The sequence below is a fragment of the Nostoc paludosum FACHB-159 genome, from assembly GCF_014698835.1.
Taxonomy (GTDB): domain Bacteria; phylum Cyanobacteriota; class Cyanobacteriia; order Cyanobacteriales; family Nostocaceae; genus Nostoc; species Nostoc paludosum.
Map to the genome: position 1 here is coordinate 123,094 of NZ_JACJTU010000009.1, position 12,451 is coordinate 135,544.

General features: G+C 42.7%; 11 protein-coding genes. 7 read left to right on the forward strand and 4 right to left on the reverse strand.

What is annotated here, in order from left to right; translation table 11 throughout:
• Window positions 1–33 precede the first annotated feature (33 nt).
• From H6H03_RS11645 to H6H03_RS11655, 3 genes are all read left to right on the forward strand, one after another.
• Window positions 34–213 carry a hypothetical protein gene (locus H6H03_RS11645; protein ID WP_190955283.1) on the forward strand — a complete coding sequence of 60 codons (180 nt, stop codon included), beginning with the start codon at window positions 34–36 and terminating at the stop codon, window positions 211–213.
• Between the two features lie 335 nt (window positions 214–548).
• A complete protein-coding gene (locus H6H03_RS11650) occupies window positions 549–3,074 on the forward strand; it encodes a heavy metal translocating P-type ATPase (protein ID WP_190955284.1) in 2,526 nt (841 codons plus the stop codon).
• 170 nt (window positions 3,075–3,244) lie between these two features.
• Window positions 3,245–3,754, forward strand: a complete 510-nt coding sequence (locus H6H03_RS11655; protein WP_190955285.1) for an FHA domain-containing protein — start codon at window positions 3,245–3,247, stop codon at window positions 3,752–3,754.
• 90 nt (window positions 3,755–3,844) lie between these two features.
• Here H6H03_RS11655 and H6H03_RS11660 read toward each other — a convergent pair whose 3' ends face one another.
• Window positions 3,845–4,192 carry a hypothetical protein gene (locus H6H03_RS11660; protein WP_190955286.1) on the reverse strand — a complete coding sequence of 116 codons (348 nt, stop codon included), beginning with the start codon at window positions 4,190–4,192 and terminating at the stop codon, window positions 3,845–3,847.
• A 348-nt stretch (window positions 4,193–4,540) separates the two neighbouring features.
• On the opposite strand from H6H03_RS11660, the gene thyD reads away from it, so the two are divergent.
• Window positions 4,541–5,461, forward strand: coding sequence for a thylakoid membrane protein ThyD (gene thyD / locus H6H03_RS11665; RefSeq protein ID WP_190955287.1), 921 nt, complete (start codon window positions 4,541–4,543; stop codon window positions 5,459–5,461).
• 101 nt (window positions 5,462–5,562) lie between these two features.
• Here the strand turns inward: thyD and H6H03_RS11670 are convergent, their stop codons facing one another.
• The 3 genes from H6H03_RS11670 to H6H03_RS11680 all read right to left on the reverse strand — a co-directional run bounded on the left by H6H03_RS11670 (window position 5,563) and on the right by H6H03_RS11680 (window position 6,911).
• Complete coding sequence (locus H6H03_RS11670) at window positions 5,563–5,811, reverse strand: hypothetical protein (RefSeq protein ID WP_190955288.1); 249 nt, start codon at window positions 5,809–5,811, stop codon at window positions 5,563–5,565.
• Between the two features lie 185 nt (window positions 5,812–5,996).
• The gene (locus H6H03_RS11675) at window positions 5,997–6,419 is read right to left on the reverse strand and encodes a tetratricopeptide repeat protein (RefSeq protein WP_190955289.1); all 423 of its coding nucleotides are present in this window, start codon (window positions 6,417–6,419) and stop codon (window positions 5,997–5,999) included.
• A 135-nt stretch (window positions 6,420–6,554) separates the two neighbouring features.
• Window positions 6,555–6,911 (reverse strand): iron-sulfur cluster assembly accessory protein, encoded by a 357-nt coding sequence (locus H6H03_RS11680; RefSeq protein ID WP_190955290.1) that lies wholly within the window; start codon window positions 6,909–6,911, stop codon window positions 6,555–6,557.
• A 329-nt stretch (window positions 6,912–7,240) separates the two neighbouring features.
• Between H6H03_RS11680 and H6H03_RS11685 the strand changes: the two genes are divergently transcribed.
• The 3 genes from H6H03_RS11685 (at window position 7,241) to zds (ending at window position 12,403) form a co-directional block, all read left to right on the forward strand.
• Complete coding sequence (locus H6H03_RS11685) at window positions 7,241–8,881, forward strand: DUF6930 domain-containing protein (RefSeq protein WP_190955291.1); 1,641 nt, start codon at window positions 7,241–7,243, stop codon at window positions 8,879–8,881.
• A 1,631-nt stretch (window positions 8,882–10,512) separates the two neighbouring features.
• Window positions 10,513–10,689: a CopG family transcriptional regulator gene (locus H6H03_RS11690; RefSeq protein ID WP_190955292.1), complete on the forward strand. Its 177-nt coding sequence runs from the start codon at window positions 10,513–10,515 to the stop codon at window positions 10,687–10,689.
• Between the two features lie 274 nt (window positions 10,690–10,963).
• On the forward strand, window positions 10,964–12,403 hold the full coding sequence (gene zds / locus H6H03_RS11695; RefSeq protein ID WP_190955293.1) for a 9,9'-di-cis-zeta-carotene desaturase: 1,440 nt from the start codon (window positions 10,964–10,966) through the stop codon (window positions 12,401–12,403).
• Window positions 12,404–12,451: the final 48 nt, after the last annotated feature.

A 12,451-nucleotide genomic window follows, 5' to 3' on the forward strand; every position in this document is an offset into this window, starting at 1 on the left:
ATTTTTGTTAAAAAAATTCTGAATTCTACTACTATGCTAAGTATCAAACGTAAACATCTAATCTGGATCTTTCTCTTGTTCTTGGGCTTTGGCTATTTCAGCGCCATGTCTAATTTGGAAATTCAGAATTTTTGGAAAAGCCTGATTGTCCTCATGCCAATGCAGGTTGCAGCGATCGTTTATGTGACTTATCTACGCTGGAGCCGCGATTGACGTTCAGCGCGGTACGTTGAAGAAGGCAGAAGGCAGAAGGTTTTGTAAGATCAGGGATTCAGACCCTTCCTAAACAAGAGCCACCAAATTAAAAATTTGGTGCGGGTCTTAAACCCTTACTCCCAAGGCGTCGTGGCAGAGATCAGGAGTCAGAATTTCCTTCTGCCTGGTCGGTGAGCTTGTCGAACTGCTGCCTCCAGCCCTCTGCCTTTCCCGATAAATTAATAAATTTAATATGGTTGACATTAAGTCGTAGTTCCATATTTCGCCTACGCTCGAATTAGAGACGCTTTTAGTCAAGCGTTGAATTTTCGTAGCGAATTTAAACACTTGCCATGCAACTTGTTCCCAAAACGAAGGTAGACCGAGAATTTGCCCCAATTTTAGAAAAAATTATTCTAGATGTTGGAGGTATGAAGTGTGCCGGGTGTGTGAAGGCAGTTGAACGACAGCTAACCCAGCATCCGGGAGTCAAAAGTGCCTGTGTGAACCTAGCTACAGAGGTAGCAGTTGTAGAGTCAGAAGCAGGTATGGTAGATGCAGATGCACTGGCAAAGCAATTAACTACTGTTGGATTCCCGACTCAACCTCGAAAAGCTAGTGGTATAGCAGGCGAGATATCTAAATTAACAGACCCAGCAGAACGACAACGCCAACAAATGCACTCTTCACTAAGGCAGTTGCTGATTGCTGCACTGTTGCTGGTGTTGTCGGCAAGTGGACATTTTGGTAATATTGGCAGTTCAGTATTGCCAATATTGAATAACATCTGGTTCCACTGTGGGCTAGCAACCATCGCCATACTAATTCCCGGCCGCGTGATTATAGTAGATGGTTGGCTGGGGTGGCGGCGAAACGCACCTAACATGAACACCTTAGTGGGATTGGGAACCCTGACAGCCTACCTTGCGAGTTTAGTAGCGCTGCTTTTTCCCCAAATGGGTTGGGAGTGCTTTTTTGACGAACCAGTAATGATGCTGGGCTTTATTTTACTAGGAAGGACATTAGAGCAACAAGCTAGGGGTCGCGCCGCCGCAGCATTTAGGCAATTGCTGGCACTCCAGCCACTCTTAGCGCGGTTAATTGCCAACCCAGAGAAAACAGGAATTGGGTCTTCTAGTGTAGAGATTCCCGCCGAACAGGTGCGGGTTGGGGAGTGGTTACAGGTGCTACCAGGTGATAAAGTCCCCGTCGATGGTGAAGTGGTAGCTGGTCAAACAACAGTGGATGAGTCCATGTTGACTGGGGAAGCAGTACCAGTGAGCAAGCAGCCGGGAGATCTAGTAACCGCCGGGACACTAAATCAGTCAGGAGCGATCGCCATTCAAGCAACACGTGTCGGCAGTGATACAACTTTAGCTCAAATTGTTGCCCTGGTAGAAGCCGCCCAAACCCGCAAAGCCCCAGTACAAAAACTAGCAGATACAGTAGCAGGTTACTTTACCTACGGTGTATTGACAGCATCTGTATTGACATTTTTCTTTTGGTACTTTTTTGGCACTCACATCTGGCCTAATGTCACCATGTCTGGGGGTATGGAAATGGCTCACCACTCCCTAATGAGTACAGATGCGATGAATCACGTCTCTAATCACTCCCCGCTATTAATTAGCTTAAAATTAGCGATCGCCGTTATGGTAGTCGCCTGTCCCTGTGCTTTGGGACTCGCTACACCAACAGCCATTCTTGTTGGTACTGGTATGGGGGCAGAACGGGGTCTGTTAATCAAAGGCGGTGATGTTTTAGAAAAAGTCCACAAGCTAAAGACCGTAGTTTTTGATAAAACCGGGACATTAACCACGGGTAAACCCCTCGTCACAGATTGTTTGTTAATTGAGGGGCTGGGGACTGAGAGTTCCCAATCCCTAATACAACTAGCCGCAGCTGTAGAAAGCGGTACTCACCATCCCCTAGCAAAAGCGATTCAGCAAGAAGCACAGCGGCAGGAGTTATCGATTCCAGAAGCTGTGGACTTTCACACGGAACCAGGACTAGGGGTATCAGCAGTAGTAGACGGTACAGTTGTGCTGTTGGGTAATTCCGACTGGTTGAGTTGGCATGGAATTGCGATGAACGTCACTGCACAACAGCTAGCAGAGGATTGGGCAACAGCTGGTAAAACAGTGGTTTTCGTGGCAGTTGGAGGAACTTTAGCCGGACTGATTGCTGTTAGCGATCGCCTCAGACCAGATGCCAAAACCACCGTTGACAAATTACGTCACATGGGCTTACGAGTAATGCTACTCAGTGGCGATCGCCCAGAAGCAGCCAACGCCATAGCCAAACAATTAGGGTTAGATAGCGCCGATGTCATCGCAGGTGTCCCTCCGGCTAAAAAAGCCGCTGCAATACAAGCTCTCCAGCAAGAGGGACTGGGGACTGCAAAGCAGGGGAACAGGGGAGCAGGGGAGCAGGGGAGAAGTGACAATAGTATTTCCCCTCTGCCCCTCTGCCCCTCTGCTCCTCTGCCTCTTTCCATGCCCAATCCCCAATCCTTTGTCGCAATGGTTGGCGATGGCATCAACGATGCTCCAGCTTTATCCCAAGCCGATGTTGGAATTGCTTTGTACTCTGGGACAGATGTGGCGATGGAAACTGCTGAAATTGTGCTAATGCGCGATCGCCTAAATGATGTCGTCGAATCTATTCAACTCAGTCGCGCTACCTTCAACAAAATTCGCCAGAATCTATTCTGGGCTTTTGCATATAATACAGTTGGTATTCCTTTAGCAGCAGGTGTTTTACTCCCTAGTATTGGTTTTGTTCTTAACCCATCGGGTGCTGCCGCGTTAATGGCTTTTAGCTCTGTTAGCGTCGTTACAAACTCAATATTATTACGGCGCTTGGCTCATCATCCGTAAAAGATCATTGGGTATGAGGTATTGGGGATTGGTTATTCACAAATGACCGATGACCAATAACTAATGACCGATGACTAATGACGAGTAGAACGGCCATGTTCTACTCTTTCAAGGTATTATGCAGTTTTAAAGCTGATTTAAATAGCCACCACAAACTACGGTGCGTGAGAATGGTAAGATATGATACTAAACAAATCTTGATTAATCAAAGTTCCACCGATTTTAGCAACGATTTGTCAATGGCAGCAGAAATCAATGAAAACCATCTACTGATTATTGAAGACGATCAAGGTCGCAAGGAATTTTCTTTAGAGCAGCCCGTCTATTCTATTGGTAGAGACCGCGAATGTAATATCCGTTTGATGTCGCAGTTTGTCTCTCGCCGTCATGCCACATTAGTGAGGTTGCCACGAGAGCATAATAGTCATAGCTACTATTACCGAATAGTAGATGGCGATGCCAAAGGAAAGCCTAGTTCCAACGGTTTGATGATTAATGGACGCAAGATGCCAGCCCACGATCTAAAAAATGAAGACGAGATCGTTTTTGGGCCTCAAGTGCGTGCCATTTATTACCTCTTAAGAAATACTCAGCGTTTGGGGCAAACAGACTCAAGTGAGTACGATATTACATTAATAAACCCCGGTATGACTGAGGATTTAGAAGATTTAGGAGACTGAATTACAACCATTAAAGTGGAAAGCTCATCAATAAAAGTTTGAGAATCCCACAGCTTTGGGCTGTGGGATTCTCAATAATTAGCATCAAAGTTATCCAGCAAGAATTTCAATCAAATGCCAATGACGGCTACTTTCGATCGCCTGCTTGATGAATTCAAACATTTGTCGACAGTAATTATCGACTTGCAGTGGCAATTCTTCATTTTTAATCACAATACTCATCCGGGTTTCTGTTTCAGTACTTTTTGATTTGTCAATCAGTACTTCCACTGTGACTAATTTAGAAAAAGGAACATTACCAGGAAACTCACGAGCGATAATATAATCGCCTGTCTGGTATTGAACATCCAACTGACAGTCCTGTAGAAGTTCTACAAGTAACGGCTGGAGATGGTCACTAGGAACAGAAACAAGAAATGAACAGGTATAGCGACCCATAATAGCCCCACGCCTTGCAACACTCCGTCCATCTTATAATACCGAAGCATGTGACCGAAGAGGACAAGGGGACAAGGGCACAAGCGGACAAGGAAGAGAAAGTTGCAGCAAGTCTTTGGCCTTGTGCTCTATTTTCCTTGTCTTCCCATTTTCTTCACTGTTGTCCCTTTGCCCTCTTGTTTTGAGGGTTTGGCAGGCAATAGATTCATTGATGAAGAAAAATAAAAATTTATACCGAGATTGGTTGCAAGGAGTTGTCTGGGACAGAGACTATAACTTTGCTGCCTTGTAACGTAAGCTTAAAATTTGATAAAAAACTTTAAAATGAGGCTTTGGCAGAGGTAAAAAATGAAAGTAGCAGTTACTGGAGCAACAGGGTTTGTTGGTAGTTGTTTGATACAACGACTCCACCGGGAAGGGCACACAATACTGGTGTTAACTCGGAACACCACTTTTGCTCAAAAAGTTTTTCCATCTGGGGCTTTCCCTAATCTGGAAATTGTTGCTTATACGCCGACTGAATCCGGTTCTTGGCAAAGTGCGATCGCCCTTTGTGATGCGGTAGTTAATTTGGCAGGAGAACCCATTGGTGAGGGACGCTGGACACCAGAACGCAAGCAAGAAATCCTCAATAGTCGGAAGTTAGGCACACAAAAAATCGTGGAAGCGATAGCCACTGTTAATCCAAAACCAACTGTATTAGTGAATGCTTCGGCTATTGGTTACTACGGCACCAGCGAAACGGCTACCTTTGATGAAACAAGTTTATCTGGTAACGATTTTCTCGCCCAAGTCTGCCAAGCTTGGGAAGCAGAAGCTACAAAAGTAAAAGACGCTGGTGTGCGCTTAGTAATTCTGCGTTTCGGTATTGTTTTAGGCAACGGCGGTGCTTTAGCTAAAATGATTCCACCATTTAAGCTTTTTGCTGGCGGCCCCATTGGCACCGGTCGTCAGTGGTTTTCTTGGATTCACGTAGATGACTTAGTTAACCTGATTATGCAAGCTTTAACCAAACCAGAAATCGAAGGGGTGTATAATGCCACAGCCCCTAACCCAGTGCGGATGGCAGACTTAAGCCATTCTTTAGGAGAAGTGATGCACCGTCCTTCTTGGTTACCCGTTCCTGGTTTTGCCATCGAAGCACTTTTAGGAGACGGGGCAATAGTAGTTTTAGAAGGTCAAAAAGTCTTACCCAAGCGCACCGTAGAAACTGGCTTTGAGTACCGTTATTCTAATTTACAATCAGCGCTAAAAGAAATTCTTAAATAGTGATTGGGGAGTAGGGAGTGGGAAGATGGGGAGACGCGGGGACGCGGAGAATAATCAATAAGCAATGCCCAATGCCCCATGCCCAATCCCCAGTCTCCTGACTATTGACTAGAAGAGAAAAATTTTCTGGAAACCCAATTGATAATACCGCTAAGAATGGCACCGCCCATTAGGATACCAATTGCCGGGTTAAATAAGGGTTGCCACAATTGATGCCACAAATCTAAACCCAGGTTGACTCCCGCAGCATCGCCGATCGCCGCGATCGCTAACCAACCAAAGCCAAACAAAACTAAAAACACATCTGCCACTAAAACCAGGTTTAGCCAATTTAATAACTTATCTTTCATGATCGCGATGGGGACTGGATACTAGAGATTGGAGATTGGGCATTAGGGTATGGGGCATTGGGCATTGGGCATTGGGAATGGGGCATTAGCCAAATAGCGCATTGGAAGTGTTTACTGATGACTGAGGAGTTCACAGTTGAAACTTATTCTTCCCATGCCTCCCCTGCCTCTTCATGCCCCATTCCCTACTCTTCAAACAGCCATTTTTTGACTTTGATCAAACTCTGCCAATCTGGTTTCCTGGTTAAACCATCTTCAATACTATTTTTTATTTCATCTGCCCATTCTTCGTTGACAAAAATCAACTGTTGTGCAAAGTCGATGTGTTCTCGCAAACCTTTTTGACCTGTTTCCAGCATTGCGAGGGCAAGATTAATTCTTGCCTGTGGGTCTTGTGGATTTAACTTGACTGCTTTATTTGCAGCTTTGTAAGCCAGGCTGGGTTTGTTATTGAGTAGATATAACCACGCTAAACAAATCCAAGCCGAACTAGTTTTGGGAGCGCGATCGCACACTTCTTTAAACACAGGAATTAAAGATTCTACTGGTTCTCCAGCTTTATAACGTTCTAAACCTGTGTCAAACAGGGATTCAACTGTTTGAGTCATACTAAATTTAGTCAATAGTCATTAATTATTGGTCATTAGTCATTAGTCACTTGTCATTGGTCGTTTGTCATTTGCTTTGGACAAATGACAACTGACAAAGTAAAAATGACAAAGGACACCTAACAAATGACAATATTACACCCCAAATGACTTACCGCAACCGCAAGTTTGGCTGGCGTTGGGGTTAGTAAATTGGAAACCGCCGCCAATCATTGCATCGCTGTAATCCAGCATTAAACCGTAGAGATATAATAGGCTCTTGCGATCGCTAACAATTTGGAAGCCGTCATAATCGAAAACTTCATCCTGAGGGCCGATCTTACTGGTGTCTTCAAAGTCCATCATGTAAGACATCCCAGAGCAGCCACCTTGGCGTACTCCTACCCGCAAGCACAAGTCTTTGCCTTGCCTTTCTTGGAGTAATTTTACTTGGCGCAGTGCGGCTTCACTCAATAGAATTCCGCGTTGTTGTGGCACAGTTGCTTGTGTCATCTGGTTTTTCAACTCCTTAATTATTCCAAGCGTTACCCTGTGTAGGCTTGTTATTGCCTCTGGATTTGCCCTTGGTGTTTTTGTATCCATTCTAGCGGCATAGATGTCGCTAAGTGCCAAATTGTAAACACTCCGTCAAAAGCGGCCAAAGATTTTTATTCTAGAATTGAGAGACTCACTGTATTTTATCGATTTCTATTTTTGGAGTTCAAGCCTTTTGGCAGCCACAGATGCAACCACTCTTCTGGTGCAGCCATGAAAATTTTATCCGAGGCTAGCCATCCCCAAAAGTTTACTTCCTAAATTGCTTCTTTTGATTAAGTTACTCTATGACAAGTTTTAATCGCTCTACCAGTCGTCGGTTGAAGAAATTAACTCAAATTCCTTCTGTATGGGAGGGCGATCGTCGTCCGTTGTCATCACCAGGCCAACATTCAGACTCGGAAGCTAAGGGAGAGTGCATTCTTTGGGTAGATTACTCCCAAGGTATTGTCCGAGGTATGGATGTGGTAGCTTCAGATATCGGCCCGGAAGCAATAGTTCGCACCTTGATGCGAGCAATGGAACATCCCCACAGTCCAGCAAAACCCGCTAGACCCCAAAGAATTGTAGTCAAAGACCGCGAGATCCAATTTTACCTGCGAGGGGTACTGCAAGATTTGGATATCGCTATTGACTATGCACCAGAATTACCTTTAATTGACGAGTTGTTTCGCGGTTTCGCTGATATCCTTGATAGCCAAACCCCCGACTTACCCCCACAGTACGCACAAATTTTGCGAGAGAAGGCATTTGCAATTTGGCAAGCTGCACCTTGGGAATTTTTGGAAGAACAACAAATTTTATCAATAGAAATTAATAAGTGGGATGTTGGTACGCTCTACGCCTCCATTATGGGAATGCTGGGAATGGAGTATGGGATTTTATTTTATCGTTCAGAAGAATCCCTCAAGCGGTTTCGAGCGGCAGTTTTAAGAGATGAAGAATCAAAAGAGCGTTTAGAAGAAGCTTTCCTCAAGCAAGATTGTCTGTTTCTCACTTTTGAGAGTGCTGACGAAATTGACGAAGATGAGGATGATATGGATGATTTGGCAGATTTGCCACTTTCAGATATTGACCCCACTTTCGGTAATATCCACCCTTTAGAAGGGCTGCGTTCTGTTTTATATGATGAGGAAGCACTAGTAATGTATGTTGCCATTGAAAGCTTGAGCCGCTTTCTTCGCGATCACCGACGCCAACTGCATTCCGAAACTTTCCCCACCCTCAGCCGTCGCTATCGCATTTCTCCCCCGCAGTCTGAAGAATCAACTAAATCTGTGGCTGTGACAGTCTCTACCATGCCGGAGTTAGCAGCAGAATTAGAAGAAATGGCTGGCTTTGGTGTTGAGGATGAAGAAATTGACAATCTTGGCTCTGCGACTTTCCGCTCGTTACAAGATGACTTGATACCAGAAGATTCTTTTCTCAGTTTAGGCGTGGTGTCCTGGGAAATGTTGGAGTATCTGCGTAAAGGTGTCAACTACCATAAGGCTGGCGAAATCAAACAAGTGGGTGACGGTTTGCCGGTGATTTTAATTCAAACTTCTCGGCCTAAGGCTAAAACTGTAATTGAAAGAATTGAAGCAACAGGCGGACTCAAAGCAATTTGCTTTAATCCAGGTGCCGACCCCTTTGATGGCGATCGCTACGACCTCGGTTTATTGCAAACTCAAAATGGTGAATTATTTCTCTTTGGCGAATTTTTGGATGAAGATCCAATTCATGTAGAAGCCCGGAAAAAATGGAATCAGCGGTGTAAAAATACTAAAGGCTACTGCGGTTTAATCATTGCCAAAGGACTGACTGGAGCTTCCCGCGGGAATCCTCAATTACGAGATATGATGGCTTTGTTTGAAGCGCGATCGCTCTCACCTAAAGATTTGGGTATTGGCACTCTCCAACTCATGCCCCAGCTTAAATTTGAATAGTTGCAATTCTGGCCGTAATCCTCAATATTAGATTGCGGCTATGGAAGATTGAGTTGATTTTTACAGAATTTATACATATTTGACCGCAGCTGCACTCACAAGCGTAATTTAGAAGTTTCTATTCCTGACTTTGGTACAGACGCTATGAATTGTGCCTCTAGCCACGCGCAAAGCTGAAAGGTAACTTTTAGCAGATTAGTTTCTATGCCTAGACTAAAAACCTACCGCACCAATGGTTAGAGGTTTACTTTACGCAAATTTCATGAAGTATCGATATTTTCAAATTTACCGATATTTGAATTTATACATTTTTTAATTAGTTTATTAAGTTTTAATCAATACTATTTATAAATTCCTTTTTATTGAATTCAACTTAGCTGATGCTTTTAAATCTCGAAATCTTTTTTTAACAATTTTTTGAGCTTAGTATTTTCCTATGTATCGGTATTATTAAGCAAAATCTCAAGAATATATATTTTACTTTATAAGTTTTTTATAAAGTAGCTAAAATAGGCTTTTTTTGTCTAAATAAAGATTACTTAAAGTGCGTATATTGCAGCTATAATAAACACACTACCTAAAAATTTAAATGAAATATAAAATCGTTATTTATAAGTATATTTACTTTTTAAATAAATATTTAATTTCAAATTAAATATTTTGGGACAACCATTCTTATTTTAGTTGAACTATGAGGAAAAATTGACTCGCCAATATGTAAAAAAAATAATTGCCTAAAAACAATTTCTAATACCTTCAGATAGATGAAGACAAGGAAAACAAAAATAATTTGTTGATATGGCAGCAAATTATATCGTTAGAGGGAAGAGAAAAAATATCCAAAAATTCATCGTATCTTTACGGGGAGTTAATGCAAAAGTATGAAACAAAACTAAAATATTATTAGAGTCAACACTCAACTAACATCACATTTTTGGAGTTGATTAATCTGTGTAATATTACAGACAATGTTGTTAAAATTTACCAGCAAATCTTGGATATTTACACCGCAGATTTTTTGGCTGCGAAATTCACAGAACAAATAAATCAGTTAGAGCGACAAAAACTAAAACTTATAAAGCTTGAAGTAAATATTAGCTGATTGGTTGCAGTAATGCCTGTAGATCGGCGTTTGGTCTGAAGCAATCGCTTATTTACCTACTTTTTGAGTAAGCCTTCGCTAGTTATATATACCATTGCAACCTACATCAGAGTAAGCATTTAGGCACAAAAATGGTTCTCAAGCTGGAGTTTCAGATGTTCTTTCCAAGGACGTTGTAAACTTCGCTAAAACACAAGCTCAAATGCTTTACCTGGAAAATAGTTTTGGAAATCTTGATTGAGCCAATAGTAGATATGCCAAATTTACTATTGAAAATCTAGTCGTCAGGGTTTACTCATGCTGTTACTAGGGTTATTATTTGCACAAGCAAGTATGTGCTTTTTATGCTGTCACAATGGTAACGAAAAGTGTAGTTTTTTGATTTTTTTAGAAAATGATGAAACCTTTGACAAAACCAACAATCTTAATATTAATGGTATTACTTGTTTCATGACACAAACTCTGATAATCTTATCGTTTTCCTCTTTACTTAGACCTTTTTCGACGGTGTAAATATACAGCAAATAGCATGATAATGACAAATAAAAAATGGGCCGTAAAACGTATAACTGTCAATCTCGCAACACAAGAAGCGGAAAAACTAGAAAAATATTGTCAGCAAACAGGTAGACCCGCAACTGATGTCATTCGTGAACTGATTAGAAGTTTGCCTATGTCTGAGGATGGCAAAGATGTAAATAGGTAAGAAGATGCTTTTACGACTTACCAGATAACTGCTTTGCCAGCAAAAAAATAACTGTGATAGTTTTTTGAGTCCACTGCAATGGACAAGATTTGGTCTAATCGATACAGGCGCGTTTTTCCCGCGTCTGGTCATTTGCTGAGGCTAGAAGGAGTAATCAAAGACGTTTTAGTATTGACATTGCCTAGCCTTAATATGCTGGTGAGTTGATATTAAGTAGCAAATTCCGACGCCAACCCAGTTACAATCTGTAAAGAAACTGAAAAGGAACGACGGAATGCGTGTTGCAATTGTAGGTGCGGGACTGGCTGGGCTAGCAACCGCAGTGGATCTAGCCGATGCTGGTTGTGAAGTACAGATTTTTGAGTCTCGTCCGTTTGTGGGTGGTAAAGTTGGCAGCTGGGTTGATGGAGATGGCAACCATCTAGAAATGGGGTTGCATGTATTTTTTGGGTGCTACTACCAATTATTTGACTTGATGAAGAAAGTGGGGGTGTTAGAAAACTTACGCCTCAAAGAACATACCCACACTTTTATTAACAAAGGAGGCCGGACTGGTGGTTTAGATTTTCGCTTTATTACAGGTGCGCCTTTTAATGGATTAAAAGCATTTTTTACAACTTCTCAATTATCATTGCAGGATAAATTGCAAAATGCGATCGCCTTGGGTACTAGTCCCATAGTTCGGGGCTTAGTGGACTTTAACGGGGCGATGAAAACCATCCGCAATTTAGATAAAATTAGCTTTGCCGACTGGTTCCGCAGTCATGGCGGCAGTAATGGCAGCATCAAACGTATGTGGAATCCCATCGCCTACGCGCTGGGATTTATTGATTGCGAAAACATTTCTGCCCGGTGTATGTTAACAATATTCCAGTTCTTTGCAGTCAGAACTGAAGCTTCAGTCCTGCGAATGCTGGAAGGTTCTCCAGCTGAGTATTTGCACAAGCCAATTCTGGAATATCTGGAAGCTAGAGGCACTAAAGTTTACACCCGTCGGCAAGTGCGGGAAATCCAGTTTACAGAATCTGACGAACAAACCCGCGTCACGGGCATAACAGTTGCCCAAGGTGATACAGTAGAAACTATTACTGCTGATGCTTATGTCTTTGCCTGTGATGTTCCAGGTATTCAGCGAATATTACCCCAAGAATGGCGTAAGTGGTCAGAATTTGACAATATTTATAAACTCGATGCAGTGCCAGTGGCAACAGTGCAACTACGCTTCGATGGTTGGGTCACAGAACTCAACGATGCCCAACAGCGTAAACAGCTAGATCGAGCAGCTGGAATAGATAATTTACTTTACACAGCCGATGCAGACTTTTCTTGTTTTGCCGATCTAGCTTTGACTAGCCCTGCCGATTATTATCGCCCAGGACAAGGATCTTTATTACAGCTAGTGTTGACACCGGGAGATCCCTTTATTGCACAAAGTAATGAAGCGATCGCTCAACATGTCCTCAAGCAAGTCCACGAACTGTTCCCCTCATCGCGCGACTTAAATATGACTTGGTACAGCGTGGTAAAACTTGCTCAGTCTCTCTACCGAGAAGCACCAGGAATGGATGTGTATCGTCCCAACCAAAAAACACCAGTGCATAATTTCTTCCTTGCGGGGAGTTATACGCAGCAAGACTATATAGATAGCATGGAAGGCGCTACTATTTCTGGTCGGCGTGCAGCAAAAGTGATTTTGGAGAGTTTGAAAAATTGACATAGACACCCAGTGGCTTTTGTCAAAGAGTAGACGCCAAGGAAGAAA

What these genes read in the sequence shown, in the direction of transcription:
- H6H03_RS11645 (WP_190955283.1), top strand. Translation starts at nt 34, where the DNA reads ATGCTAAGTATCAAACGTAAACATCTAATCTGGATCTTTCTCTTGTTC.
- H6H03_RS11650 (WP_190955284.1), top strand. Translation starts at nt 549, where the DNA reads ATGCAACTTGTTCCCAAAACGAAGGTAGACCGAGAATTTGCCCCAATT.
- H6H03_RS11655 (WP_190955285.1), top strand. Translation starts at nt 3,245, where the DNA reads ATGGTAAGATATGATACTAAACAAATCTTGATTAATCAAAGTTCCACC.
- H6H03_RS11660 (WP_190955286.1), bottom strand. Translation starts at nt 4,192, where the DNA reads ATGGGTCGCTATACCTGTTCATTTCTTGTTTCTGTTCCTAGTGACCAT.
- thyD (WP_190955287.1), top strand. Translation starts at nt 4,541, where the DNA reads ATGAAAGTAGCAGTTACTGGAGCAACAGGGTTTGTTGGTAGTTGTTTG.
- H6H03_RS11670 (WP_190955288.1), bottom strand. Translation starts at nt 5,811, where the DNA reads ATGAAAGATAAGTTATTAAATTGGCTAAACCTGGTTTTAGTGGCAGAT.
- H6H03_RS11675 (WP_190955289.1), bottom strand. Translation starts at nt 6,419, where the DNA reads ATGACTCAAACAGTTGAATCCCTGTTTGACACAGGTTTAGAACGTTAT.
- H6H03_RS11680 (WP_190955290.1), bottom strand. Translation starts at nt 6,911, where the DNA reads ATGACACAAGCAACTGTGCCACAACAACGCGGAATTCTATTGAGTGAA.
- H6H03_RS11685 (WP_190955291.1), top strand. Translation starts at nt 7,241, where the DNA reads ATGACAAGTTTTAATCGCTCTACCAGTCGTCGGTTGAAGAAATTAACT.
- H6H03_RS11690 (WP_190955292.1), top strand. Translation starts at nt 10,513, where the DNA reads ATGATAATGACAAATAAAAAATGGGCCGTAAAACGTATAACTGTCAAT.
- zds (WP_190955293.1), top strand. Translation starts at nt 10,964, where the DNA reads ATGCGTGTTGCAATTGTAGGTGCGGGACTGGCTGGGCTAGCAACCGCA.